Here is a 24,065-nt window from a genome sequence, read left to right on the forward strand (position 1 = left end):
GTCCGGTGACGGGACTGGCCCGCTGCCAGAGCTGGCTGGGCATACCCCGGTCTGTGGGAGGGCTCTCGCCGACCGTAAAACGGGTCGGCCTCTGGAAGGACCTGAAGCAGCTGCCACGCGCCAAGGCCGAGGCACGGGTGGTGGCCGTCCACCGGGCCGCCCAGCAATGCCGGGACACCTCCAATCTCCTCAGCCGGAGCGCACGATGACGGCACTGACGCTCTACGTCCGCTCGCGCCGGGGACCGGCAGCGCTCGGTACGGCGCTCGCGGGCGCGGTCACCGCCTGGCTGCTGGCGGCGGTCAGCGACCAGAAGAGTCAGGTCACCGGCGTCGTCCTCCCTCTGACGGTGCTCGTCCTCGTGGCCGTCCTCACCACGACGCTCGGCGGTCCCGACGACGCCCTGGACCGCACGGCGGCCCGGCCGTGGGGGTGGCTACGGATGGCGCACCTCGCCGCCGCCTGTCAGGTGTCCTGGTGTTTGTAGCGGCCACGTTGCTCACGCAGACACGCTTCGGTCCCTTCACCTGTGCCCTCGTGACAAGGCCGGTCTGCTGGGTCTGACCGCAGGGGCAGCGATGGTGCTCGGTGCTGCCCGCGCATGGTTCCTGCCGCTGGGGTGGACGCTCGGCGCGGCGGCCTTCTCCGGCACGGGCCCTGTGGGCGAGGCACTGCCTGGCAGACCCAGGCGCCGGGGAGCCGGCCCGCGGCCGTGGTCGCGGCGGTGCTCAGCGTCGTGGGTATCGCCGCGTACGCGAGCCGGGGCCCGCGTCCCCGGCGTTCCTCGGAGAACCTCTACGCAAGACGGCGACGCCGCTCACGCGTCCGGGAGCCGGTGGGCCGCGCAGCCCGGCCGGTCCAGCCGGGGTCTTTCCCGCATCTGCCGCCCTGCGGCCGGCCACGTCCAGGCCATGGGTGAGACGCTCTTTTCGTCCGGCTCCTTCAGCCGAGGTGGAGGATGGTCAGGGCGGTAGTCCAGTCAGTGACGATCGCCTTCTGCGCGGCGTCGAGGGTGAGCTGGCAAACGCAGACCGCAGTGTGCAGCCTTGGTCTCCACCGGGTCCTTCCGGTTGTTCACCCCAGCGCCCTTCCTATGGCCGGGATCGGCCGGCTCACCCACAGGTTGCGAGGGTCGTTGGGATCACCGCCGACCTGCAAGATCCGCGTCACACCGGCAGGCCAGAGCATCCACTGGTAGGTGCAGACCCGGCGTTGCACGGCAATACTGGCGCCGTTATTGCCGAGGGGGCGAAGGCGGGGCAGGATCAGCGCCGACGGCCTCCGGGGCGTCGTAGAGGAAACGACGGGCGACGACGCGTCCGGTCCCTCCACCGAGCAGGCCCGGAACGCCCGGACCACGGGCAGTTTTTCGGGAAGTAACGCCACCCCGGGTGGCTACTACATCTCCCGCACCGCGGCCTTTGTCAACCTCCGCGCCGTCCGTACGGCGCTGGCGACGGCCTCGTCCGGTCCGAGCCCGCACAGATCGGTGAGCGTGAAGAGCGCCTCCGCGCTGACGACAACGGCGAGGTCGCGCTTGAGTTGGGCGAACGCCTCGGGATCCGTCCGCGCGAGCGTGTCCTCCAGGGGGAGCAGGGCGTGGTCGATGAGCCCGAAACGGACCCCGGGGCGGTTGGTCACCGTCTCGGGCCGGGTGATGGTCGCCGAGATCATCGCGCGCACCGCTCCCTGTCGGGCGAGTATGCCGCGGAGCAGGAATTCGCAGGCGAAGGCGATACGTTCGACGGGGTCGGCCGAGTCCGCGACCGGTGCGAGGGCGTCGGCGGGGGGCGGCCATACGCCGGCCAGGGCCTCGCTGATCAGCGAGGGGAGATCGGGGAAGTACCGGTAGGCGGTGGCTTCCGACACCAGGGCCGCGCGTGCGATCGCGGGCATGGTCACTTCGCCACCGGTGCCGATGAGTTGGCGGGCCGCATCGACGATCGCGGTCCGCGTGCGCATCTTCTGGTTGCTGCGGCCGGTGCTCATGCCCGCGCTGGTTCCGGTCCGTGTCGCCATTGGTGCGCCCCCGTTCGTGCCCGTAGGTCCCGGGCCCAGACTATCACTGCCAACCCTCTTTATGAGAGTTCACTTGCATGAAGAGAGGCAACCCTCTAACGTTCCATTTCGTGAGAGCTCGCTCTCACGAGAGTCGAGCACCGAGGCGTGAAGGAGAAAAAGATGAACGACGTCTCCCTGGTAGGGCCGGACGACGGCGAGACCATTCACCTGGGACCGGCACGGATCCGCATCCTCGAGGACGGCAGCACCACCGGGCACCGCCTCGGAATCGGCGAGATCACCATCGCCCCGCACACCCAGGGCCCACCGCAGCACCGGCACGCCCAGCACGACGAGGGCTTCTACGTCGTCTCCGGCACCGTCCACTTCACCATCGGTCGGACCACCCACGCCGCCCCGGCCGGCACCCTCGCGATGATCCCGCCCGGCGCCCCGCACACCTTCGCCAACCTCGGCGACGAACCGGCGGTGATGCTCAACACCTTCACGCCGGACCTGTACGTGCAGTACTTCCGCGACCTGCGCGACATGATCGCCGGCGGCCGGGAGATGACCCCGGAGTCGACGATCGAGGTGATGAGCCGGTACGCCACGGTCCCGGCCACCGACTTCGCGTAAGGCCCACCGACCCACCCCCCTTGCAGAACCACCTACTTGAGGAGTACCTCCATGACCGGCACCACCACCCACACCCTCTCCCTCGCACAGGGCGACGTCGACCTCACCATCGACGTCCAGGGCAGACCGCAGGGCGAGGGACACCCCTTCCTGCTCCTGCACGGCGGCGGCGGCCCCCAGACTGTCGCCCTCTTCGCCGGGCTCCTCGCCGAGCAGCGGCCGGCCAGGGTCATCACCCCCGTCCACCCCGGCTTCGGCGGCACCGCCCGCCCCACCTGGCTGACGGACGTCCCCACCCTGGCCCAGCTCTACGCACAGCTGCTCGACACCCTCGGCCTGGAAGACGTCACCGTCGTCGGCAACTCCATCGGCGGATGGATCGCCGCAGAACTGGCCGCACTCGGCAGCGACCGGATCAGCAGTATCCTCCTCGTCAACGCCGTGGGCATACAGGTCCCCGGCCACCCCGTGGCCGACACCTTCCCCCTCTCCCCCGCCGAACTGGCCCAGCTCTCCTTCCACGACCCCTCGAAGTTCCGCTTCGACCCCAGCACCCTCTCCGACGCCCAGCGGGCGGTCATGGTCGCCAACCGGGCCGCACTGGAGGTCTACTCCGGCCCGAACGCCATGGCCGACCCCACCCTGCTCGAGCGTCTGGCCAAGGTCACCCACCCGACGCTCGTCGCCTGGGGCGAAAGTGACCAGGTCGTCGACACCGACTACGGCCGGGCCTGGGCGAACGCCGTCCCGGGCGCCCGGTTCGAACTGCTGCCCGGCACCGGTCACATGCCGCAGGTCGAGACGCCGGCCGAATTCCTGCCCGTGGTCTGGGACTTCGCGGTCGCGCACGCCACCAACCGGCCGACCCACTGAACAGGGAACCTGCCATGCCCGAACCCGGGAGCAGACGGCACCGGTTGCTCGTCCTGACCATCTGCTGCATGAGCGTCCTGCTGGTCAGCCTCGACGCCACCATCCTCAACGTCGCACTGCCCTCGATGCAGGACGCCCTCGCCTCCCCCATCTCCGGCCTGCAATGGACCCTCGACGCCTACACCATCGTGCTCGCCTCGTTCCTGACGCTGGCCGGTTCCACGGCCGACCGCGTCGGACGGCGGCGGATCTTCCAACTCGGCCTGGCACTGTTCACCGCCGCGTCCGCGCTGTGCAGCCTGGCGCCGACACTCGAGTGGCTGGTGGCCTTCCGGATGGTGCAGGCGGTGGGCGGATGCATGCTCACCCCGGTTGCGATGGCCATCCTGGCCAACACCTTCACCGAGCCGCGGGAGCGGGCACGGGCCATCGGCGTGTGGGGCGGGGTGGTGGGGATCAGCATGGCGGCGGGACCGATCCTCGGCGGCCTCCTGGTGCAGTCGGCGGGCTGGCGCTCCGTGTTCTGGCTGAACATCCCGATCGGCCTGGCCGCCCTCGCGCTCACCGTGCGGTACGTCCCCGAGTCCCGCGCGCCCCGGGCCCGCCGGCCCGACCCGGTGGGACAGCTCCTCGTCATCACCCTGCTCGGCACCCTGACGTACGCCATCATCGAAGCCCCTGACGAGGGCTGGACCTCACCACCGATCTTGGCCTGCCTGATTGCCGCAGCAGGCGCGCTGGCCTGGTTCGTCCCGTACGAGAACCGACGCACCGAACCCCTCGTCGACCCGCGTCTCTTCCGCAGCGCCTCCTTCAGCGCGGCCACAGCGACGGCGGTCTTCGCCTTCGCGGCACTGGGCGGCTTCCTGTTTGCCAACACCCTCTACCTGCAGCGGCAGTTGGGGCTCAGCGCGCTGTCCACCGGGCTGCACCTGCTCCCGATGGCGGTGCTCTCTCTGATCTGCCCGCCGCTGTCTGGGCGGATCGTCGGCAGCCGAGGCCCCCGCATCCCGCTCCTCCTCGCGGGCACGGGCATCTCGGCGAGCGGGCTGCTGGCCGTCCTGGTCACCCGCTCCACCCACCCCTCGCACGCCCTGCTGTCCCTCACCTACGCCCTGTTCGGGCTCGGCTTCGGCTTCGTCAACGCACCGATCACGAACACGGCCGTCTCCGGCCTGCCGCGCGCCCAGGCCGGGGTCGCCGCAGCGGTCGCCGCAACCAGCCGCCAGATCGGCTCCTCCCTCGGCATCGCGGTCGTCGGCGCCGCGATCGCCGCCGACGTCCGCCCCGCACCCTGGTGGATCATCACCGGCTGTGGGCTGGCCGTCCTGATCCTGAGCACGTTCAGCGCGCACGCTTCCGGCATAGCCGGAGATCACGGCTCGTTGCGCGCGCGCAGCGGGCGGCGGATCTCGAGGGCAACGCGATAGACGCGTGGGCCGAAGCGCCGGTGAGGAGGGTCACGGCTTCGACGCGGACACCCTGGCCCTTGTACGGGATCTCCGACGCCGCCGAGTTCCGATTCGCGACGGCGCGGTCGCCCACCGGCCGATCTACGTGGCCCTGGCCGTCACCGCCGAGGGCCGGCGCGAGATTCCCGGGCTGTGGGCCGGCGACGGCGGCGAGGGCGCCAAGCACTGGCTGCACATCCTCACCGAGATCAAGAACCGCGGCGTGAGCGACGTGCTGATGCTCGTCTGCGACGGTCTCAGGGGCCTGCCCGAAGCCGTCGAGACCGTCTGGCCGGCCACGATCGTGCAGACCTCATCCGTGCACACTCCTTGGTGGCGGGAATTCCCCGCCGGTCACCGCGCCAGCGGGAGAGGACCTATGCAGACGCGTTGCCTTCGAGGCCCCCATGCAGACCTGTCCCTCCCGCTGGAGGCGGGCCGCGAACTGGCCAGCGGGAGTCGCGCTTCGAGCGCCGAGATGAGGTACCAGCGGGGCCGCCCGGTCGGTGACCTGGACCGACAGGACGGAACCCATGGACCACTCGTTACCCACCAACACTGCAGATCCAGCCGGGGTGTTCGCCGGCATCGACTGGGGCAACGCCCATCAGCAGCTCTGCCTCGTGGACGAGGCCGGCCAGGTCGTGCACCAAAGGCGCTACGCGCACACTGCTGACGGCCTCGAGCGTCTGGACGGACACCTGCGCCGCCACGCACCACTGGCCGGGATAGCCATCGAACGAGGCGAGGGCCTGCTGGTCGAGCGTCTTCAAGCCGCAGGTCACACCCTCTACTGCGTCTCACCGAAGATCTCCGCGCGAGCGCGGGAACGCTACCGGATGGCACCGAAGAAGGGCGATGCCTTCGACGCGTTCGTCCTGGCCGACAGCCTCCGTCACGAATACCGGCACTGGCGGCCACTGCCGGTCGCCTCACCGGCCCTGGCCGAGCTGCGGGCCGTCATCCGCGACCGCGAACGCGTCATCTGGAACCAGCGCGACCTGGAGAACCAGCTCCGAGCCATCCTCGAGTCCTACCACCCCGCCGTGCTACACCTGTTCTCCTCCCTCGACCGCGACATCAGCCTCGCGTTCCTGCAGGACTACCCCACCCCTGAGCAGGCCCGCCGCGTCGGCCCTGAGCGGATGAAGGCGTTCACCGGCCGTCACGGCTACTCCGGGCGCACTCGTCCCGAAGTGCTGGTGGAACGACTGCGTACGCACCTGCTGACCGCAGCCCCGGGCACGGTCGCCGGCAAGCAACTGACCGCCGTGCTCTTCGCCGAGCAACTCGCCCTGCTCAACGACCACATCCGCATCCTCAACAAACGGATCGATGAACTCCTGGCCACCCACACAGACGCGCCGATCTTCCTCAGTTTCCCTTGCATGGGGCGCTCCTGCGCGGCAACTCTGCTGGCCGAGATGGGCGAGGACCGCGATCGTTTCCCCACCCCGGCCGCGCTCATGGCCGAGACCGGAGTTGCCCCGGTCACCCGTTCCTCCGGTCGCACCCGGCAAGTCCGCTTCCGCTATGCGGCCAACAAGCGAATGCGCCACGCAGTGGACTGGTGGGTCTTCAATATGGCTCGCGAAGTCCCTTGGGTGCGTGAGGCATACGAGGAGGCCAGGGCCCGCCGTCAGCCTCACAACCGCGCTATCCGCGGTCTCGGCACCCGCTGGGTCCGCGTCCTCTGGCGTTGCTGGCAGGACCACACCCTCTACAACCCCGACCTCCACCTCAGCAACCGCACGGAGGCCGATCTGACAGCCTGAAGGCCTCCTGCGCCGTCTGACCGAAGCCGCGGGACGATCACGCCACCGACCCTCGGCTCTTTGGCATGCCGGCAGCCCCTTCCGAAACAACACACGCCTCGTGATCCACAACCCGGAAGGTTGACAGGGGGAGTCTGCGTGGTCCATCTCCTGCGGAACTCATTCCGTTATGCCGCCCGCCAGGGACTGGGACAAGATCGCCCGCCTCCTCAAGCCCGTCCACACGGCGCCGACCGAGGAGGCCGCCCTGGACCGGTTCGCGGAGTTCGCCGACGCCTGGCGCACCCGCGAACGGTGCTCATTCGGGCCCTCGGTCACCAACTGGACCACGCTGCCGGGGCTTTGTGGGGCACCGTAGAAGACGAAGTCCTCATCGCAGTCGCGGGCGTGGCTGCTGCTGCGGGCAGCATCGACGGCTTTCGTCCCTGACCCGTCCGGGGGACCGTCGGGCCCCCGGACGAGGTGTCAGTTCCGGCCGCGGGAGCGTCGGGAGAGTGCTACGGCGATACCACCGGCCAGCAAGAGCGCGCCTGCCGCCCAGAGGATCCGGCCGCCGCCGAATCCGGTGGCGGCCAGCGATCCGGACCCTGCGGAAGGGCCGCCCGCAACGGAGCCGGACCCGCCGGCCGCGCCATCGCCCGCGGCCGCCTCCCGGGCAGCGGACGTGGCAGCCAGTGCGACTCTGTCTGGTGCCGCCCCAGGTTCACCCACCACGTTTTGGCTTGCGCGGCCTCCAGGGGTGGGTGCTCCTGCAGAAGTGCCACTGACTTGCCCGCGCCCCGCTCGCCGAACAGAGCGAGCACTGGAACGTTCCGCAACTCCATCCAGCCGACGGCCGTGGTCTCCTTCAGCGGCAGCCGCTCTGGTTTGCTCGGCCGGGTGCCCGTTCTCCCCGCGGCACCATCTGCCGCGTCCAGGGGCAGATCACTCCGGACCATGATGCTGTCGTCACAGGTCCAGAGCGTAGAGGTCCGCACTGACATCGCCGGTGACGGAACTGACTGGCCATCACCGAGAAGCCTCCGTGCTGGGCTGCGGATCGCGAATGACCGGGCAGCTCAGGGCATGCCGGTCGGGGGCTGGGCTTTGAGGGCCATCCCCGTGCGGCTCCGTGCCACTTCATGAGCAGCGCGCGACATCTCCTACTGCTCCTCACAGGCAAACGCCGTCTCGATCTGTCGGCCGAGCGCGGCGAAATCGGCAGGTGCGTCGACGGCGGCGAGGGTGGCGTAGCCGATGAGCGCGGCCAGGGCCGCCTCGGCCCGGGTGCTGTCCGCCGCGGTCGGCTCTGCGGCCTCGGCGTCGCCCTCGCGGTTCCTCGCGTACAGGCCCGCCAGGTGGTCGCGCAGCGCGGTGTGCCGGGACACGGCGACGGCCGCCAGTTCCTCGGAGGTCGACGCCTCGGCCCAGATCTGGACGACCAGGCGTGCGTGGTCCGCGGACGCGCCGGGCGGCGTCACATAGGACATCAAGCGGCGCAGCAGGTCTCCCGGCGTCTCGTCGGCGGGGAAACCGCCGCCTTCGGTGCCGTCCCGCCCGCTCACGATCTCGGCCACCAGCGCGGCCTTGCTGGGGAAGTACCGGTAGAACGTGCCGGTCGACAGCCCCGACGCCTTGACGATGGCGGCCATCGGCGCGGCGGCGAACCCCTTCTCGGCGAACACGGCGCGCGCCGCTTCCACGATGCCTTGGCGGCGGGCCCGCAGGTACTCCTGGCTGACCCTGGGCACAACTCCTCCTTGCATGACGGGACATGACGGGCGGTCACCGGCGAGCCGGACTGCTAAATTAAAGTGAGCGTTCATTCATTTAGGGGTGACAATGCGTATCCTGTTCAGTGCCGTTCCCGCGGGTGGTCATGCCCTTCCGTTGTTGCCTCTGGCCACGGCGGCACGCGCCGCGGGCCATGAGATCGCCATCCTAAGCAACGCGGAGACGGCTCCCCTGCTGCGGCCGTTCCCGGTCCTCACCGCGGGGCCCACGCTGGAGGCACAGATGGCGGAGACCCAGCGGCGCACCGGGATGCATCCCGCCCAACCCGGGCCCGCCGCGGTCGAGATGTTCGCCGGCACCAGGGTCGACCTCACCTACGACGAGGCACTGCGCGAGGCGACCGCCTTCCGTCCGGAGCTGATCGTGTGTGAACCGTTCGACTACGTCGCGCCGACGATCGCCTCCGCGCTGGACGTGCCCTGGGTGGCGCTGGGCATCAGCGGCAGCGTGCCGTCCGAGCTGATGTCCGCGCTGCGCGGGCGCTGGCACCAGCAGCTCGACCGGTACTCCCTGCGAGCGACGAAGCGCCTCGCCTACCTCGACCCCTATCCGGCCTTCCTGCGCCAGGAGGGCGAGGATCCGGAGCCCGACGCAATTGCCGTACGCCCGGTCGCGTTCGACCGCGAGGACGACGTCTTCGAGCTTCCGGCGTTCCGGGAGGAGGACCGTCCCCGGGCGCTGGTGACCTTCGGTACGAGCGTCATCGAGCCCGAGGCGGAGGAGGCGACGGCCCGTTCCCTCGCCGACTCCGGGTTCAACGTGATCGTCGCCGGGTCCCACACGCCGGAGCGCGTCGCCGGCCACGTCCACCGCGCCGGCTTCGTGCCGCTGGCCCGGGTTCTGCCGTGGGCCGATGTCCTGGTGTCGGCCGGCGGCACCGGCACCATCCTCGCCGCGCTGGCCACCGGCACGCCGATGGTCGTCCGGCCCTTCCACGCCGACCAGCCGTGGAACGCCGAACGCCTTACCCGCATCGGCATCGCCGAGACCATCAGCGCCTTCGACGACTCGGGCCCCGCGGCCGCCAAGATCGTGGCCACGCCCTCCTACCGGGAGGCCGCCGCACGGTCGGCGCAAGAGGTGGGGACGATGACGCCGGTCTCCGAGATCGTTCCCATGCTGGAGACCGCGGTCCTGCGGCACGGGAGCGAGCGTCGCTGATTTCCCGGTCCGGAGTCTGGTGCAAGCGTTCGGGGATCGGTCACGGTGACCGATCCCCGCAGGCAACTGCCGTGGCCCGGGGCGCAGGTAGTAAGAACGGGTCCGTGCCGGAAGAGGTTCAGGTCAGCGCCCCGCGCACGCGCAACCGCTGCAGGGAGGGCGAGCGGCTGCACGGGGAACTCCTCGCCGCGGCCAGCCGGTTGCTGTCCGAGCTCGGCGAGGAGGACGGACCGACCTCCGCGGCGTCGCCCGCGCCGGCCCCTGCGGCTGATGATGACCGCAAGCGCGTCGACTGCGGCCTGCCCTGCACCAACAGGTGACATCCTTCCCCCAAATCGGGGGCGGAACGCGTGCACCTTGCCAGCCGCACCGAGGAAGCGGACGCCGAGCACGCCGAAGCTGACCGCGCCGCGTTCGGCTCAGTCAGCCAGGCCCTCCGTCGGCCTGCCGCAAAGAGCACAGGGCTCGGGAGCCAGAGCGCAGATCAGCACCCCGGCCAGGTGCTATTGGCCTTGCTGGGAACGGTTCGGTCACTCACAAGGGATGTCGTCCGAGCTCGGACCACGGCCGGCCCGCGGCCCCGAGCGCAGTCACTCCACCGAGACCGTGACCTTCCACGGCGTCATCACCGAAGGGCAGACACGGCCCGGGTCGGGCCGGCAGTGTCGTGTCGCGGTGATGGTGACGGTGCCGGCTTCTTCGGCATGGAAGGTTGCCATTGCGCCACCATCCGGCGTCGTACCGCCGTTGGCCAGCCGGGCAACATCGGGGGTACTGGACTGAGGAACGCTCCAGGAGTAGGTGAGTCCGTTGTCCCGGACGGACGTGAGCCGGATGTCGACGTCGTCACCCGTGTTCGCAGTCGCGGACCGGCCGTTGTCCGAGTTCGTGAGCGTCACGCGCTGAGCACGGTTGGATGCCTGGCCGTGGGCAGCCGCCGGTGCCGCGCCAGCGGCAAGGGCCGTGGCCAAGGCCACGGCGAACAACTTCTTGATCATGACCGGGTAACGAGGTTTGCCGATACGGGTCACGGCCACAGCAGCCACCCTGTGCTACGACAAGGGCCTCCTGGACCTACGACTCCGTACCGGGGTGCCGGCAACTGGTCCTGCACCTCGCGACATGTTGACCGGACTACAGGCGGCGACACGCGCGTGTCGTGGGTGTTTCGCTCTGCTGCGTCGGTAGGAAGTCACGCAACCCGATTGGAGGGATCTGCGTGGCGATGCCGAGTGATGTGGAGCGCGATATCGACGCGATCCGGCTCCCGCTGTGGGGCCGGGTGGTGGAGGTCGACGGTGTCGTGCCGTACGAGGTACAAGACGCCGACGGACAGCCGATCGAACCCGTACGCCGGTACCTGCGTGCCTTCGTCGCCCAGGGCCGCCGTGTCGGAAGCGTACGGAGCTACGCCTACGACCTGCTGCGGTGGTGGCGGTGGCTTCTGGTCGTCGACGTTGAGTGGGACAAGGTGACATCGGCGGAGGTACGGGAGTTCGCGCTGTGGCTGCAACGCACATCGAAACCGCGCCGGACCCCCATGAAGAAGACGGCCGCCACAGCCGGCACCATCAATCCGATCACGCGCAAGCAGCACCCGGGAGACCAGTACGCCGTCCGCACGATCCGTCACAGCAACGCGGTGATCCGCAGCTTCTACGAGTTCTGGATCGAGCGCGGGGCCGGACCGCTGGTCAATCCGGTGCCGCAGGAACGCCGCGGGGACGACGGCCGCACGGGCACCACAATCCGCTGGAGCCGTTCCGGCCCGAAGGCCGACTGCGCTACAACCCACCCTTGCCCAAACGCCGTCCGCGAGCGATGCCCGATGAGCAGTGGGACGCCTTGTTCACGGCCCTGCGCTCGGACCGTGACCGGGCCCTGGCCTCGCTGGTCATCAGCAACGCCAGCCGCGCCAGCGAAGTCCTCGGCATCCGCTGCGGCGACCTCGACTGGGGCGACCAGGTCGTCCGGGTGCGGCGCAAGGGAACCGGAGCCGAACAGTGGCTGCCGGCCAGCAACGACGCCTTCGTGTGGCCGCGGCTCTACCTAGACAGCATCGGCCCACTGGAACCGAGCGACCCAGTCTGGTGGACCCTGCGGCGACGGCGCCGCGGCGATGGCACGCCAGCCCGGCAGCCGCTGAACTACGACGCCCTCCGGGCTGTTCTGCGCCGGGTCAACGATGCCCTCGGCACGAACTGGACGATGCACGACCTCCGGCACACCTGCGCCCGCAGGATGCTCCGAGACCGCAACCTCTCGCTCCGCGACATCCAGACCATCCTCGGCCACGCCCACCTCTCGACCACGCAGCTCTACCTCGAAGAGGAGCCCGAGGAAGTCATCCGCCGGGTGCACCAGCACCTGTTGGCCCTCAAGCAGACCGAACCCGCCATCAATGCCGTCCCGGCCCCGGCCCGCGGCTACGACGCCGCGGACCTGGCCGTGCTCTTTGGAGAAGTACCGCGGTGACCACCACGACCAGTAGGCCTGCCCAGTCCTCGCAGGCGAAGCCCTTCCCGGCCTTCATCGGAACCCAGCAAACAGGTCCGGCTCGCCGCCGCGTCGGGCCGATCGACGCCCAGTCCAGCCGCGAGGTACTGCACAAGCTGTCCCAGCTGCGCACCTGGGCCGATCTGCCTGGAGCTGAGGTACGCGCGCGGCTGCGCGCTGCCGAACGCATGCTGGAGTGGCTGGCTCAGCGGCCCGGCGACGGGTGGCAGGAGCGATGGGAGTCCTGCGAAGCCGACCCGGGGCCGCTGAGCTGGGTCGCCGGCGCCGCCGCGGCCGAAAGGCGAAGGGCTGGGTGCAAGGTCGCCGACACGATGCGACCCCGGCAGCGCGTCTGGCCCTGAAGAGGGACGGCGTCTCCCGCGGCCTGCTCGACGGTGCCTGGTGGCCCCGCTCCCGAGACCTGCTGAGTGAACTGCCCGCGCTGACCGACGTGTTGGACCCCTTGTGAGGCCGCATCACGCGCATCGCCGTCAACCCGAAGTACTGGCCGGTCATCCCGCGCCAGGTTCCCGTGGACGGCCACATCGTCAAGGTCGGCTGGTTCACCCCGGAAATCGACCCGCACAAGCTGCTGCTGCTCTCCTACGGCACCGGCCGCTGGGACCTGCTGATCATCCCGCCGGAAACCGGTGCGCAGTCGGTGGCCCGGCTGATGGCTGCCGCGTCCGACTACGACGGCCCGCCCGCGACCGCGAGCGCGCTCATCGCCGCGGACGAGGCCCGGCACGGCCTCGTCCGCGGCGACGAGCCACTGGACCCGGACGAGGCATGGGAATACGAGGGCGGCGCCTCGGTGTCCGCGGCCGTCCCGCATCAGCCCAGTCCGCCCAGTCGCGTGATCGTCGATATGTGAGGCGGCCGCCATGAACGCCTTTCTGACGGCCGCTGCCTTCATCGTCCTCATCGCAGCGGCGGCATACGTGATCCGCCGGCTCAACATCGAGCACGCCGACAGGATCGCCGTGCACCGCTACAGCGCCCCCCTGCCCGGCCGTCGCGGACGCGGCACGCCGCCACCGCCCGTGGCACCCGGCCGGTCCGAGTCGCCGACCTCCGGCGAGCGACGGGACCACCGCGACGGAGGCCGTGGCCGCTTCCCGCCGCGCCGCCGACGCAGCCCTACCACTCACCACAGGTGACCAGCCGGTTTCCGTCACCATGCCTCGGATCTGCGAGTGGCGGCCGGGGCCCATGAACCGAGGCATCATGACCCTTCCGCAGCTGAACATCTACCGGCACGACCGGGGCACGCGAGCACTGATCACCCTGGCCGGCGAGATCGACCCGGTCACCGCGCCCCAGGTGCGGACCGCCCTGGAGCGGTGCCTGTATGACGGCATCACCACCATCGACGTCGACCTGACCACCGTCGGCCTCTGCGACACCAGCGGCCTGCGCGTCTTCCTCGACGCGTCGCGGCACGCCGCCGAGACTCACACGTCCCTGCGACTGCACTACCCGTCCCCGCAGACCGCACGACTCCTCGTGGACGCCGGCTCCGATCGAGTGCTCCTTTGATGAACCGGGCCGGTGCCGGCCTGGCTCGAATTCGTCAGTGGCCTCGCCACTCCGCCAGGAGCAACTGCCGTGCCGGCGCACCAGGATGGTGAATGTGGCATGACGCGGGTGACCCGCTTCTCGTTGATCCGCAGGCCCCGCGCGGAGCTCCGCGGTCACGGGGAGCCGTAGGCACCGCCGGACTCGCCGTGGACCTCGCGAATTCGCTCGGCCAGGAGCCGGTCCTCGCTCTGCCGGGACGACCTCGCCTTCCTCCCGGAGAGCCACTTGTATTAGCCGGGCCGGTTCAGACCGGCCCAAGACCTCGCACAGCCGCTTCACGCCGTAGGCGTCCCGGTGGTCGGCGACGAACTGGAAGCGACTCGCCAGTTGGTCTCCCCGGCGAAACACTTGGCCGCCTTGCGGAGTATGTTGCGCTCGGTCGCTAGCCTCCGCTCGCTCGCTTCGAGTTCGGCCACCCGGGCCTCCAGCTGCCGAATCCGCCCGTCCGGATCGGCGGACGAGGTCATCTGCCCGGCCTGGGCCGCCGGCATCACGTCCGCAGAGGGTCCGGCGGGGGCGACCCCGCGGCGTTCGCGGTCCCGCAACACCCCCTCATGCAGGGTGGCCCGGTTAATGCCCAGGTCGGCGGCGATGCTCTTGTACGTCGCCGCGGGCGTGGACTCGTATCAAGGCCACGGCATCGGCCTTGAACTCGTCCGGGTAGTCCTTCATCGCCATCGGCGGTCTTTTCGCTTCCTCCGGGTCAAGCAGATCCATGTCAGCCTGTCCACCAGCCAGGGGGAGGCCCTGGGGCACGCCCTCACCCGTCAGACACCCGTAGAGCTCGCGCTGGTCCGGCACCGGACAGCTCAACGTGCAGGCGACCACTCTGCGTGCTCGCTACTCGGTGTATCGGACGGCCCTCTTCACCTCAAGCTCCACTCCGGCCCGCATCACGCCCTGCTCTTTCGCGTGCTCGGTGATCGCAGTGTGTGCCTCATGGGCGAGGTCGCGCCATGCCTGCCACGCGGTCTCGTAGGCGGGCGGATCGCTCTGGTCCCGTAGGGCTTGCACGGTCGCGTGCGCCCGGTCGGCGGCGCATTGCATCTCCAGGAGCTCTTCGAAGGTGTGTGTCACGGAAGTAACTTAAGCCGCGCACCGCTGAGCTCCCCGCCGCGACCTGCACATGAGGGGACTTCGCTTGGCTCCGCCTCGACCGGGCCCCGGCCGTGGCCGTTGCACAGACCTTGCCCAGGTGGCGCCCAGGTCGCCCCAGTGGGCAGCGTGGACGGCCATGGCGGAGCGAGACGGGGCGGCGGTTGCCCGCAGAAAGCGAGAGGAGTGCTCTGCTGTGCGTTCACGCCTGCAGCGCAAACGGGCAGTAAACCTCCCTGAATAGTCTCTTCTATTCATTACTTTACATTTCATGAAAATAGGGACTTTCGATATTAATATCATCATCGACCGATATTCCGGTTCTTCTTTAGGGAGGGGGAGCCGTATGCGCACGTGGGTGAAGATTGCCCTTGTGGCCGCCATGGCCTTGGGGGGTATGTCGGGACCGAGCGCAGGAGTCAGTTCTGCTGCGACGAGCTGCTATGGGGGTGCCCGGTCGGCGATGATCCAACTGGCGTACGGCAACAATGCGGTGGGGCCGTACTACACGACCAACCGCTGCGTGGACATCAACCTGCGGCTGACGCGCGTCCGGTATCAGACGGACGCGCGCTCATGCCTGGAACGGGCCAATGGTTCGACGATCAGTTGCAGCCGGTGGAAGCTGATGCCGTATCCCGGTTGGGCGACGCTGTCCACCAACGTGCGGGACAACACACGTTTTCGCCTGGAGTTCCGGACTCAGCCTGGTGAGAGCATCAGCTACCTCGTAGCTGCTTAACACGCTCTCCCCCGGGAGGAGGGCGTGGCCCGCCGTCTGGGAGTCGTGCGCTGCGCGGCTCCCAGGCGGACTTTGCGGCCCGGCATTTCGCCGCATGATGCGGCACCGGTGCCGCATCATGCGCACTTCACAGCGTTGCCCATCGCCGCGTCAGAGCAGTGCCTGATGATCACGCCGATGGGCATCCCTACGGTCGCGCAGGCGGCAAGCCGCTGGTGAGGAGTTCTGCGGTACGAGGCCGTGCGACGTGTGCCGTCGCGGCGGCGAACGGCAGCCGCCACGCCGCGTCGTTCGCGAGTCGGGCCGGCGGCGGCCGGCAGGATGAGCAGGCTGACCGGTCTCCGTGTGGGTACCGGGCCGGCGGGTAGCCGGTGAGCGTGACCGCATCCACCATCGCCGTCCTCGACATCGACGGGACACTCATCGACTCCAACTACCACCATGCCCTCGCCTGGTACCGGGCACTGCGCTCGGTGGGCGAGGTGTATCCGGTGTGGCGGCTGCACCGGCTGATCGGGATGGGCGGGGATCAGGTGGTCACCGCTGTCGGTGGCGAGGAACTGGAGCGCCGGGTGGGCGACCGGGCCAGGGAGCAGCAGGGCCGGGAGGTCGACGAGCTGCTGGAGGAGATGGCGCCTTTGCCCGGTGCTCGCGATCTCCTCGTGGCGGTCAAAGAGCGCGGTCACCGGCTGGTGGTGGCCAGCTCTGCTCAGCAGCGTCACGTGGAGGTCTTTTTGGACAGGCTGGACGCCCGTGACATCGTCGACGACTGGACCACCAGCGCCGATGTGGAGTCCTCCAAGCCGGCGCCGGATCTGCTGCAGGTGGCGCTGAAGAAGTTGGGAGCGCCGCCCGACGCGTCGAGTGTGATGGTCGGCGATTCGGTGTGGGACGTTGAAGCGGCCAAGAGAGCGGGGATGCCGGCGATCGTCGTCCGTTCCGGCGGCTTCGGGGACGACGAGCTGCACAAGGCCGGCGCCATCGCCCTCTATGACACCCCCGGCGACCTCGCGAAGGCACTGGACGACACGCCACTCGCCTGACGCCCCCACCAGCGCCGGGCCCGCCCGGTTGCGGTGCCCGATACCGGCCGCGCGGTGAAAAAGCATCCACCGTCCCACCCCCAAGGGAGTACCGCCACCCATGACCGCCAATGAGGCAGACCCCGCCACCGAGGCGAAGAGCACCCGGCCCGAGGCTCCCGCCGAGGCCGCGAGCGACGCACCCACCGGCACCCCCTTCCAGCCGCACCCCACCCTCCCCGAGGGGATGGGCGATCTCGACCGCCGCGCGATCGACACCGTGCGCGTGCTGGCGATGGATGCCGTGCAGAAGACCGGCAACGGCCACCCCGGCACCGCGATGAGCATGGCCCCCACCGCCTACCTGCTGTTCCAGAAGTGGCTGCGCCACGACCCGGGCGATCCGAACTGGGTCGGCCGTGACCGCTTCGTGCTGTCGATGGGGCACTCGAGCCTCACCTTGTACATCCAGCTCTTCCTCTCGGGCTACGGCCTGGAACTTTCCGATCTTCAGGCGCTTCGCACCTGGGGCTCTGCGACCCCGGGCCATCCCGAGGTCAACCACACACCGGGGGTGGAGACGACGACCGGCCCCCTCGGCCAGGGCGTCGGCAACGCCGTCGGCATGGCGATGGCCGCCCGCCGCGAGCGCGGTCTGCTGGACCCCGACACCCCCGAGGGTGAGAGCGTCTTCGACCACACGGTGTGGGCGTTCGCCTCCGACGGCGACCTGGAGGAGGGCGTCAGCGGCGAGGCGTCGTCGCTGGCCGGCACGCAGGAGCTGGGCAATCTGGTCCTGGTCTACGACGCCAACCGGATCTCGATCGAGGACGACACCGACATCGCGTTCACCGAGGATGTCGGCAAGCGGTACGAGGCGTACGGCTGGCACGTGCAGCACGTCGACGACGGCGAGGACCTGGCCGCGGTCGACCGCGCGCTGGCCGCTGCCCGGGCCGAGACCGGCCGCCCGTCGATGATCGTGCTGCACACGATCATCGGCTGGCCCGCGCCGAACAAGCAGAACACCGGCGCGGCCCACGGATCCGCGCTGGGCGAGGACGAGGTCCGGGCGACCAAGGAGATCCTCGGCTTCGACCCCGACAAGACGTTCGAGGTCGACCCGGAGGTGCTCCAGCACGCCCGCCGGGTCGCCGAGCGCGGCGCGCAGGCGCACGCGACGTGGCAGCAGCGCTTCGACGCGTGGCGGGCCGGCAACCCCGACGGTGCCGCGCTGCTGGAGCGGCTGTCCACCCGCAGGCTGCCGCAGGGCTGGGCGGACGACCTGCCGGTCTGGGACACCGATCCGAAGGGCGTGGCGACCCGGAAGGCTTCCGGCGAGGTCCTCGCCGCCCTGTACCCGGTCCTGCCGGAGCTGTGGGGTGGTTCGGCCGACCTGGCGGAGAGCAACAACACCGCGGTGAAGGGGGAGGCCTCGTTCCTGCCCGAGAACCGGCAGACCAAGATGTGGTCGGGCGGCCCGTACGGGCGCACGCTGCACTTCGGCGTCCGCGAGCACGCCATGGGCGCCATCATGAACGGCATCGCGCTGCACGGCGGGACCCGCGTGTACGGCGGCACGTTCCTGACCTTCTCCGACTACATGCGCGGTGCGGTGCGGCTGGCCGCGCTCATGCAGCTCCCGGTCACCTACGTGTGGACGCACGACTCCATCGGACTGGGTGAGGACGGCCCCACCCACCAGCCCATCGAGCACGACGCGGCGCTGCGGGCCATCCCCGGCCTGGACTTCGTCCGCCCGGCCGACGCCAACGAGACCGCGGTGGCCTGGCGCACCATCCTCGAGCACAACGACCGCCCGGCCGGACTCGCCCTGTCCCGGCAGAACCTGCCCGTCTTCGACCGCACCCGGTTCGCGTCGGCCGAGGGCGTCGCCCGGGGCGGCTATGTGCTGGCCGAAGCCTCCAGCGGCAGTCCCGAGGTCATCTTGATGGGCACCGGAAGCGAGGTGCAGATCGCCGTCGCCGCCCGGGAGACGCTGGAGGCAGACGGCATCCCGACGAGGGTCGTGTCACTGCCGTGCTGGGAGTGGTTCGCGGACCAGGACCGGGCCTACCGCGAGCAGGTGCTGCCGCCCGCGGTGCGCGCCCGGGTGAGCGTCGAGGCCGGCGTGCCCATGGGCTGGCGGGAGTTCGTCGGCGACGCCGGCCGGATCGTCGGCCTTGACCACTACGGCGCCAGCGCGGCCTACACCGTGCTGTACGAGCAGTTCGGGCTCACCGCGGACGCGGTCGTCGCCGCGGCCCGGGAAAGCCTTGCCGCCGCCGAGGCACCGCCGCTGGCCCCCGTCGGCCCGGACAGTTCCGGCGTCCTGCACGCCCCCACCGGCGATCGTTGACCCGCCGGCTCGTCTCCTCCCCCTCGCGCTTCGCCCCGTGCTTCGAGCCAGGAAGGCACTGTCATGACACAGAACGAGAAGCTGGCCGAGCTGTCGGCAGCCGGGGTCGCCGTCTGGCTCGACGACCTCTCGCGCGACCGCATCCGCAGCGGCAATCTGCAGTCGTTGGTCGATGACTACTGCGTTGTGGGCGTCACCACGAACCCGACCATCTTCGCCGCCGCGATCAGCGGGTCGGACTCCTACGACGACCAGGTGCACGCGATGGCCGTCCGCAGGGTCAGCGTCGACGAGGCGCTGCGGACCATCACCGCCGCTGACGTCCGCGACGCCTGTGACCTGCTCGCCCCGGTGGCTCAGCGCACCGGCCGTGACGGCCGGGTGTCGCTCGAGGTGTCCCCCGGGGTGGCGCACGACACCGACGCCACGGCCGCGGAGGCGGCTCACCTGTGGTGGCTGGTCGACCGGCCCAACCTGTACATCAAGATCCCGGCGACGCAGGAAGGCCTGGCTGCGATCACCACGTCCATCGCACGCGGCATCAGCGTCAACGTCACCCTCATCTTCAGCCCCGAGCGCTACCGGGCGGTCATGGACGCCTACCTGTCCGGACTCGAGGAGCGTCTGCAGGCCGGCGGATCGCTGGACGGGATCGAGTCGGTGGCGTCCTTCTTCGTCTCCCGCGTGGACACCGAGGTCGACAAGCGACTGGACGAGGCCGGCGCGGACCCCTCCCTCAAGGGCAAAGCCGCGGTGGCGAACGCACGGCTCGCCTACCAGGCCTACGAAGAGGTCTTCTCCTCCGACCGCTGGCGCGCCCTGGAGGCGCAGGGCGCCAAGCCGCAGCGGCCGCTGTGGGCATCGACCGGCGTGAAGAACCCGGACTACCCCGACACCCTGTACGTCAGCGACCTCATCGCGCCGGGCACCGTGAACACCATGCCGGAAAAGACTCTGAAGGCCTACGCCGACCACGGCCGCCCCGGCACGCCCATCCAGCAGACCTACGACGAGGCGGCGCAGGTCATGAAGGCCGTGGCCGATGCCGGTGTCGACCTCGACGACGTCTTCAAAGTCGTCGAGGACGAGGGCGTCAGGAAGTTCGCCGACTCCTGGGACGAACTCACCAAGTCAGTCCGCTCACAGCTCGAAGACAGGAAGTGAACCAGCTCAACCAGTGCAAGCTCGCCTGCCCGGCTGAACGAACCGGTCACCGCTCCGCTGTACCTTGTGCGGCGGCTGCATTCGCCACCCTTTGTGTCGGCCCTGTGAACGGGCCGGCCATCACTCCCCCGCCCGCTGCCGGCGGTCCGGACGTATGCTGCACCCACCGAGGGCTATTCGCGCAGCGCCATCAGCGGTGCCGTTCCCGGCGAGTGACGAAGCGGGCGGCCGACCTCGGCTCCCGGGACGGGACCGCACGATGGAATCCAGCAGAATGCCCGCCGAAGCCCCGTTCGCGGACGAGGAACACACCTATCGCATGCCCCTGCCCCGTCTGGCCCTCGCCTCGGGTGTCAGCCACGGCCCGCTGGACGGTGCATGGTGGCCGCGCTGTGGCTCTCTGGAACTGGAACTGCCCTCGCTGGTCGCCGCGTTGGAGCCGGGTTGGGGTACCACGGTGTGCGTCACCGTGGACGCCGCCCAATGGCCCGACGTACCGCACAAGGTGATGGCGCCCGGCCGAGTGATCACCGTGGACCCGACGGATTCCGCGGGTGAGGAGCATGTCATCATCCTGGACTGCGACACCGTAGGACGCTGGGTGCTCCTGGTTGTCCCGCCGCGGTCTCCCGTCGGCACGGCCGCACGACTGATGCGTGCCGCTGTCGACCCTGCGCTCCGGCTCGACGCGAGTGCACTCCTGACCCACTGAGATGTCAGATATCTGTCATCTCGAAGGGAGAATTTAAGACGGGCAGAGGAAATTACCCCTTCCTCACCAGCGAAGCAGAGTTACATGGCACTCCGCGGGGGATCAAAGTCTGTGCTCGCGAAGTAAGGTTTCACCTGGCCGCATGGTGAGGATTTTTACCGCACCACGTGGAGCAGAATTGCGTTTTGCGCACGGGCCGTTTCAGTGTGCTACTGTCAGTGCAAGTTGCAGTTGTGGTTCCCAAAACTTCAGGTGCCCCCACCCGGTTCTGCCGGATGGGAGCACTTCTGTATTTCCGGTCATTTCCGGCGGGGCAATCATCGCGGCGACTCGGTGTCCGCACAGTGCGGATTCCGATGTACTGCCCCAAGGAGATATGACATGGCTGCTGGTACCGTGAAGTGGTTCAACGCGGAAAAGGGCTTCGGCTTCATCGAGCAGGACGGTGGCGGCGCTGACGTGTTCGCCCACTACTCGAACATTGCCGCGCAGGGCTTCCGTGAGCTGCTCGAAGGCCAGAAGGTCACCTTCGACATCGCGCAGGGCCAGAAGGGCCCGACGGCCGAGAACATCGTTCTCGCCTGACGCTCACGCACCATCTGTAGCTGGGGCCCGCATCCTTCGGGGTGCGGGCCCCAGCTGCACGCGTCTCCCGCGCTGGTTTCACCCGCGGGACCACGCGGAGGAATCCGCGGTCTCGACCCACGCGACTCCTCCTTCAGGCGCGCAGGCGCATCCTGCGCGCCGTACCGCAGTCGACGCCCAAAACTCAAGGGCCTCCATTGCGTCCCCTTTCGGCGTCTGTGCCCCGGAGATTTCCGCGGGCCAGATCTGCTGTCTTTTGGCTTCGGTCCATACTTGTAATTCTTCGTGCCGCTCAACGCAGCGGGAATTCCTTGATATGTGCCGCATCGAGGAAGGTTCCGCATGAACCGCACACGCACGAACGACCGCTCCGCCCGAGCCCGTCAGGGCGGTGCAGACGCCGGAAAGGGCGGCAGCCGCTTTACGACGCGTGCACCGCACCGTTCCGGCGGCCCTGCCCGTTCCGGCGGTTTCGGCCGCCGGCCCGCCGCGGTGGGCGGTGAGTTCGCGCTGCCGAAGACGATCACCCCCGCGCTGCCCGCCGTCGAGGCGTTCGCCGATCTCGCCATGCCCGCACAGCTCCTGGCCGAACTCGGCAAGCAGGGGGTGACCGTGCCGTTCCCGATCCAGGCAGCGACGCTGCCGAACTCCCTTGCGGGCCGTGACGTCCTGGGCCGCGGGCGCACCGGCTCCGGCAAGACCCTCGCCTTCGGCCTCGCCCTGCTCGCCCGTACCGCCGGACGGCGCGCTGAGCCCCGCCAGCCGCTGGGGCTGATCCTGGTCCCCACGCGTGAGCTGGCCCAGCAGGTGACCGACGCGCTCACGCCGTACGCCCGTTGTGTCGGGCTGCGGCTGGCCACGGTGGTGGGCGGGATGTCTATCGGCCGGCAGGCCGGCGCACTGCGCGGCGGGGCCGAGGTCGTCGTCGCGACGCCCGGACGGCTCAAGGACCTCATCGACCGCGGCGACTGCCGGCTGACCCACGTGGACATCACGGTGCTGGACGAGGCCGACCAGATGGCCGACATGGGCTTCATGCCGCAGGTCACCGCGCTGCTCGACCAGGTACGTCCCAAGGGGCAGCGGATGCTGTTCTCCGCCACCTTGGACCGTAACGTCGACCTGCTGGTGCGCCGCTATCTGACCGACCCCGTCGTGCATTCGGTCGACCCCTCTGCCGGCGCGGTCACGACGATGGAGCACCACGTCCTGCACGTCCACGGGGCCGACAAGCACGCCGCCACGACCGAGATCGCCGCCCGCGACGGCCGCGTGATCATGTTCCTGGACACCAAGCACGCCGTCGACCGGCTGACCCAGGACCTGCTCAACAGCGGGGTACGGGCCGCGGCGCTGCACGGCGGCAAGTCGCAGCCGCAGCGCACCCGCACGCTGGCGCAGTTCAAGACGGGACACGTCACCGTGCTGGTGGCGACCAATGTCGCGGCGCGCGGCATCCACGTCGACAACCTCGACCTGGTCGTCAACGTCGACCCGCCGACCGACCACAAGGACTACCTCCACCGCGGAGGCCGCACCGCCCGCGCCGGCGAGTCCGGCAGCGTCGTCACGCTCGTCACCCCGAACCAGCGCCGCGGCATGGTCCGCCTCATGTCGGACGCCGGAATCCGGCCGCAGACCACCCAGGTCCGTTCGGGAGACGAGGCCCTGAGCCGGATCACCGGAGCCCAGGCCCCGTCCGGCATCCCGGTCGTCATCACCGTGCCGGTGGTCGAACGCCCCAAGCGCAGCGCTACCTCCCGAGGCCGGCGCCGCCCCTCCTCGGCGACCCGGCGCACCCCCGCCCGCCGGCCCGTCCTCGACACCGTGGCCTGACCAGGACCTTCGTGATCAGGAAGTCGACCCCTCTCGACAGGAGGCACCCTTTGACGCTGATTCAGATGCAGCCCCGCACCACGGACACCAACACCCTGCACAGGACGGCGGTGGACGTCATGGACGCGCCCGGACCGCAGGTCTGTGACGACATGAGCGTCGAGGTGGCGCTGGCCCTCATGGCCGCCGCACGCACGGACCGCCTGGTCGTCTGCGACCAGGACGACCAGCCCGTCGGCCTGGTGACCCGAACCGACCTCACCACCATCCGCGCAAGCGGCGCCCGCACGGACCGCGTCCGCCTGCGCGACCTGCGCGGCTTGCACGGATCGTTCACCCCGCTTCCCACGATGACGAAGCCGAGCACGCGATGTGTCCCCCTCGCTTCGGTGTTCCGCCAGTCGTAGCCGAGCAGAACAGCGCCCCGGGCACTTCCGAGGAACTCCTCGCCCCTGGTCGGACCGTCTTCCCTTCTTCCTGTGAGGCCACATGCGCTGCGTCATCGCCCGCTTCCCCTTCGAGCTCACCAAGGGCGGAGTGCTGAAATCGATGAAGGGCATCAAGCCCGAACCGGTCACCGGAGAATCGGTGATCATCGGCCGTCGCCACTACCCCGCCAAGCAAGTCGGCCACGTCATCACCCGCCAGGACCGCCGTGACTTCAGCGCCACCGAAGTCCTGCGGGCCATGACTCAGCTCGGCTTCACCTGCCGCGCCCTGCCCAAGGCCGCACCTTTGACCGTCCCGGGCTCGGTGCAGCACGCATCCGCGATGCTCGGCACTCCCGTGACGGTCTGACC

General features: G+C 69.7%; 25 protein-coding genes and 5 pseudogenes. 24 read left to right on the forward strand and 6 right to left on the reverse strand.

The features are described 5' to 3' along the window. The first annotated feature begins 205 nt into the window (after nt 1–205). Nucleotides 206–487 (forward strand): hypothetical protein, encoded by a 282-nt coding sequence (locus ACQF4J_RS00225; protein ID WP_427164110.1) that lies wholly within the window; start codon nt 206–208, stop codon nt 485–487. A 455-nt stretch (nt 488–942) separates the two neighbouring features. On the opposite strand, the pseudogene ACQF4J_RS00230 reads toward ACQF4J_RS00225, so the two are convergent. Both ACQF4J_RS00230 and ACQF4J_RS00235 read right to left on the reverse strand, forming a co-directional pair. Beyond that, nucleotides 943–1,158: pseudogene (locus ACQF4J_RS00230) on the reverse strand (hypothetical protein); the annotation flags it as partial. Between the two features lie 240 nt (nt 1,159–1,398). Further along, nucleotides 1,399–2,019, reverse strand: a complete 621-nt coding sequence (locus ACQF4J_RS00235; protein ID WP_427164112.1) for a TetR/AcrR family transcriptional regulator — start codon at nt 2,017–2,019, stop codon at nt 1,399–1,401. A 162-nt stretch (nt 2,020–2,181) separates the two neighbouring features. Between ACQF4J_RS00235 and ACQF4J_RS00240 the strand changes: the two genes are divergently transcribed. From ACQF4J_RS00240 to ACQF4J_RS00265, 6 genes and pseudogenes are all read left to right on the forward strand, one after another. After that, a complete protein-coding gene (locus ACQF4J_RS00240; RefSeq protein WP_427164114.1) occupies nt 2,182–2,640 on the forward strand; it encodes a cupin domain-containing protein in 459 nt (152 codons plus the stop codon). 51 nt (nt 2,641–2,691) lie between these two features. After that, nucleotides 2,692–3,513: an alpha/beta fold hydrolase gene (locus ACQF4J_RS00245; protein WP_351583323.1), complete on the forward strand. Its 822-nt coding sequence runs from the start codon at nt 2,692–2,694 to the stop codon at nt 3,511–3,513. Nucleotides 3,514–3,527: 14 nt separating this feature from the next. After that, the gene (locus tag ACQF4J_RS00250) at nt 3,528–4,943 is read left to right on the forward strand and encodes a DHA2 family efflux MFS transporter permease subunit (protein ID WP_351583320.1); all 1,416 of its coding nucleotides are present in this window, start codon (nt 3,528–3,530) and stop codon (nt 4,941–4,943) included. An 85-nt stretch (nt 4,944–5,028) separates the two neighbouring features. Then, nucleotides 5,029–5,289 (forward strand): annotated as a pseudogene (locus ACQF4J_RS00255) (transposase); the annotation flags it as partial. Nucleotides 5,290–5,497: 208 nt separating this feature from the next. Beyond that, entirely contained in the window at nt 5,498–6,739 is a 1,242-nt protein-coding gene (locus ACQF4J_RS00260) for an IS110 family transposase (protein ID WP_427164115.1), read from the forward strand. Between the two features lie 135 nt (nt 6,740–6,874). Beyond that, nucleotides 6,875–7,019: pseudogene (locus tag ACQF4J_RS00265) on the forward strand (transposase); the annotation flags it as partial. An 862-nt stretch (nt 7,020–7,881) separates the two neighbouring features. Here the strand turns inward: ACQF4J_RS00265 and ACQF4J_RS00270 are convergent. Continuing rightward, a complete protein-coding gene (locus ACQF4J_RS00270) occupies nt 7,882–8,469 on the reverse strand; it encodes a TetR/AcrR family transcriptional regulator (RefSeq protein ID WP_385246487.1) in 588 nt (195 codons plus the stop codon). A 142-nt stretch (nt 8,470–8,611) separates the two neighbouring features. Here ACQF4J_RS00270 and ACQF4J_RS00275 point away from each other — a divergent pair, with 142 nt between their 5' ends. Both ACQF4J_RS00275 and ACQF4J_RS00280 read left to right on the forward strand, forming a co-directional pair. Continuing rightward, entirely contained in the window at nt 8,612–9,673 is a 1,062-nt protein-coding gene (locus ACQF4J_RS00275) for a glycosyltransferase (protein WP_427164116.1), read from the forward strand. Nucleotides 9,674–9,777: 104 nt separating this feature from the next. After that, on the forward strand, nt 9,778–9,993 hold the full coding sequence (locus ACQF4J_RS00280) for a hypothetical protein (protein WP_351584970.1): 216 nt from the start codon (nt 9,778–9,780) through the stop codon (nt 9,991–9,993). Nucleotides 9,994–10,263: 270 nt separating this feature from the next. Here the strand turns inward: ACQF4J_RS00280 and ACQF4J_RS00285 are convergent, their stop codons facing one another. Then, nucleotides 10,264–10,710 carry a hypothetical protein gene (locus ACQF4J_RS00285; protein WP_351584972.1) on the reverse strand — a complete coding sequence of 149 codons (447 nt, stop codon included), beginning with the start codon at nt 10,708–10,710 and terminating at the stop codon, nt 10,264–10,266. Between the two features lie 188 nt (nt 10,711–10,898). On the opposite strand from ACQF4J_RS00285, the pseudogene ACQF4J_RS00290 reads away from it, so the two are divergent. From ACQF4J_RS00290 to ACQF4J_RS00315, 6 genes and pseudogenes are all read left to right on the forward strand, one after another. Continuing rightward, nucleotides 10,899–11,171: pseudogene (locus tag ACQF4J_RS00290) on the forward strand (site-specific integrase); the annotation flags it as partial. Between the two features lie 323 nt (nt 11,172–11,494). Beyond that, complete coding sequence (locus ACQF4J_RS00295) at nt 11,495–12,148, forward strand: tyrosine-type recombinase/integrase (protein WP_427164117.1); 654 nt, start codon at nt 11,495–11,497, stop codon at nt 12,146–12,148. Further along, nucleotides 12,145–12,531: a hypothetical protein gene (locus tag ACQF4J_RS00300; protein ID WP_427164118.1), complete on the forward strand. Its 387-nt coding sequence runs from the start codon at nt 12,145–12,147 to the stop codon at nt 12,529–12,531. Before ACQF4J_RS00295 ends, ACQF4J_RS00300 begins: the two co-directional genes overlap by 4 nt. After that, nucleotides 12,483–13,043, forward strand: a pseudogene (locus ACQF4J_RS00305) (DUF5994 family protein). The gene ACQF4J_RS00300 and the pseudogene ACQF4J_RS00305 overlap by 49 nt, the downstream one beginning before the upstream one ends. Before the next feature lie 10 nt (nt 13,044–13,053). Continuing rightward, nucleotides 13,054–13,329 (forward strand): hypothetical protein, encoded by a 276-nt coding sequence (locus ACQF4J_RS00310; protein WP_427164119.1) that lies wholly within the window; start codon nt 13,054–13,056, stop codon nt 13,327–13,329. Between the two features lie 67 nt (nt 13,330–13,396). Then, complete coding sequence (locus tag ACQF4J_RS00315) at nt 13,397–13,708, forward strand: STAS domain-containing protein (RefSeq protein ID WP_351584881.1); 312 nt, start codon at nt 13,397–13,399, stop codon at nt 13,706–13,708. 612 nt (nt 13,709–14,320) lie between these two features. On the opposite strand, the gene ACQF4J_RS00320 is transcribed toward ACQF4J_RS00315, so the two are convergent. Both ACQF4J_RS00320 and ACQF4J_RS00325 read right to left on the reverse strand, forming a co-directional pair. Further along, nucleotides 14,321–14,467, reverse strand: a complete 147-nt coding sequence (locus tag ACQF4J_RS00320; RefSeq protein ID WP_427164121.1) for a hypothetical protein — start codon at nt 14,465–14,467, stop codon at nt 14,321–14,323. Between the two features lie 123 nt (nt 14,468–14,590). Then, nucleotides 14,591–14,827 (reverse strand): hypothetical protein, encoded by a 237-nt coding sequence (locus tag ACQF4J_RS00325; RefSeq protein WP_249837557.1) that lies wholly within the window; start codon nt 14,825–14,827, stop codon nt 14,591–14,593. 289 nt (nt 14,828–15,116) lie between these two features. On the opposite strand from ACQF4J_RS00325, the gene ACQF4J_RS00330 reads away from it, so the two are divergent. The 9 genes from ACQF4J_RS00330 (at nt 15,117) to ACQF4J_RS00370 (ending at nt 24,063) form a co-directional block, all read left to right on the forward strand. After that, nucleotides 15,117–15,587: a hypothetical protein gene (locus ACQF4J_RS00330; RefSeq protein ID WP_427164122.1), complete on the forward strand. Its 471-nt coding sequence runs from the start codon at nt 15,117–15,119 to the stop codon at nt 15,585–15,587. Between the two features lie 377 nt (nt 15,588–15,964). Then, the gene (locus tag ACQF4J_RS00335) at nt 15,965–16,630 is read left to right on the forward strand and encodes an HAD family hydrolase (RefSeq protein ID WP_351584886.1); all 666 of its coding nucleotides are present in this window, start codon (nt 15,965–15,967) and stop codon (nt 16,628–16,630) included. A gap of 100 nt (nt 16,631–16,730) precedes the next feature. After that, nucleotides 16,731–18,968 (forward strand): transketolase, encoded by a 2,238-nt coding sequence (gene tkt / locus ACQF4J_RS00340; protein ID WP_427164123.1) that lies wholly within the window; start codon nt 16,731–16,733, stop codon nt 18,966–18,968. A 63-nt stretch (nt 18,969–19,031) separates the two neighbouring features. Further along, on the forward strand, nt 19,032–20,132 hold the full coding sequence (tal, locus tag ACQF4J_RS00345) for a transaldolase (protein WP_351584888.1): 1,101 nt from the start codon (nt 19,032–19,034) through the stop codon (nt 20,130–20,132). Between the two features lie 259 nt (nt 20,133–20,391). Next, nucleotides 20,392–20,844 (forward strand): DUF5994 family protein, encoded by a 453-nt coding sequence (locus tag ACQF4J_RS00350; protein WP_385245507.1) that lies wholly within the window; start codon nt 20,392–20,394, stop codon nt 20,842–20,844. A 381-nt stretch (nt 20,845–21,225) separates the two neighbouring features. Continuing rightward, nucleotides 21,226–21,429, forward strand: a complete 204-nt coding sequence (locus ACQF4J_RS00355; RefSeq protein WP_014145516.1) for a cold-shock protein — start codon at nt 21,226–21,228, stop codon at nt 21,427–21,429. Nucleotides 21,430–21,771: 342 nt separating this feature from the next. Next, nucleotides 21,772–23,265 (forward strand): DEAD/DEAH box helicase, encoded by a 1,494-nt coding sequence (locus ACQF4J_RS00360; protein WP_427164124.1) that lies wholly within the window; start codon nt 21,772–21,774, stop codon nt 23,263–23,265. Between the two features lie 50 nt (nt 23,266–23,315). Continuing rightward, nucleotides 23,316–23,672, forward strand: a complete 357-nt coding sequence (locus tag ACQF4J_RS00365) for a CBS domain-containing protein (RefSeq protein WP_427164125.1) — start codon at nt 23,316–23,318, stop codon at nt 23,670–23,672. An 82-nt stretch (nt 23,673–23,754) separates the two neighbouring features. After that, nucleotides 23,755–24,063 carry an SCO5918 family protein gene (locus ACQF4J_RS00370; RefSeq protein ID WP_351806773.1) on the forward strand — a complete coding sequence of 103 codons (309 nt, stop codon included), beginning with the start codon at nt 23,755–23,757 and terminating at the stop codon, nt 24,061–24,063. The last annotated feature ends 2 nt before the right edge of the window (nt 24,064–24,065 follow it).

This window comes from Streptomyces sp. C1-1, assembly GCF_050214755.1.
Taxonomy (GTDB): Bacteria; Actinomycetota; Actinomycetes; order Streptomycetales; family Streptomycetaceae; genus Streptomyces.

Excerpts from the sequence above, each read along its gene's own strand:
- ACQF4J_RS00355 (WP_014145516.1), top strand. The coding sequence starts at position 21,226 with ATGGCTGCTGGTACCGTGAAGTGGTTCAACGCGGAAAAGGGCTTCGGC.
- ACQF4J_RS00330 (WP_427164122.1), top strand. The coding sequence starts at position 15,117 with ATGAAAATAGGGACTTTCGATATTAATATCATCATCGACCGATATTCC.
- ACQF4J_RS00225 (WP_427164110.1), top strand. The coding sequence starts at position 206 with ATGACGGCACTGACGCTCTACGTCCGCTCGCGCCGGGGACCGGCAGCG.
- ACQF4J_RS00240 (WP_427164114.1), top strand. The coding sequence starts at position 2,182 with ATGAACGACGTCTCCCTGGTAGGGCCGGACGACGGCGAGACCATTCAC.
- ACQF4J_RS00250 (WP_351583320.1), top strand. The coding sequence starts at position 3,528 with ATGCCCGAACCCGGGAGCAGACGGCACCGGTTGCTCGTCCTGACCATC.
- ACQF4J_RS00260 (WP_427164115.1), top strand. The coding sequence starts at position 5,498 with ATGGACCACTCGTTACCCACCAACACTGCAGATCCAGCCGGGGTGTTC.
- ACQF4J_RS00245 (WP_351583323.1), top strand. The coding sequence starts at position 2,692 with ATGACCGGCACCACCACCCACACCCTCTCCCTCGCACAGGGCGACGTC.
- ACQF4J_RS00315 (WP_351584881.1), top strand. The coding sequence starts at position 13,397 with ATGACCCTTCCGCAGCTGAACATCTACCGGCACGACCGGGGCACGCGA.
- ACQF4J_RS00320 (WP_427164121.1), bottom strand. The coding sequence starts at position 14,467 with ATGGATCTGCTTGACCCGGAGGAAGCGAAAAGACCGCCGATGGCGATG.
- ACQF4J_RS00350 (WP_385245507.1), top strand. The coding sequence starts at position 20,392 with ATGGAATCCAGCAGAATGCCCGCCGAAGCCCCGTTCGCGGACGAGGAA.
- tkt (WP_427164123.1), top strand. The coding sequence starts at position 16,731 with ATGACCGCCAATGAGGCAGACCCCGCCACCGAGGCGAAGAGCACCCGG.
- ACQF4J_RS00295 (WP_427164117.1), top strand. The coding sequence starts at position 11,495 with ATGCCCGATGAGCAGTGGGACGCCTTGTTCACGGCCCTGCGCTCGGAC.
- ACQF4J_RS00360 (WP_427164124.1), top strand. The coding sequence starts at position 21,772 with ATGAACCGCACACGCACGAACGACCGCTCCGCCCGAGCCCGTCAGGGC.
- ACQF4J_RS00310 (WP_427164119.1), top strand. The coding sequence starts at position 13,054 with ATGAACGCCTTTCTGACGGCCGCTGCCTTCATCGTCCTCATCGCAGCG.
- ACQF4J_RS00370 (WP_351806773.1), top strand. The coding sequence starts at position 23,755 with ATGCGCTGCGTCATCGCCCGCTTCCCCTTCGAGCTCACCAAGGGCGGA.
- ACQF4J_RS00235 (WP_427164112.1), bottom strand. The coding sequence starts at position 2,019 with ATGGCGACACGGACCGGAACCAGCGCGGGCATGAGCACCGGCCGCAGC.
- tal (WP_351584888.1), top strand. The coding sequence starts at position 19,032 with ATGACACAGAACGAGAAGCTGGCCGAGCTGTCGGCAGCCGGGGTCGCC.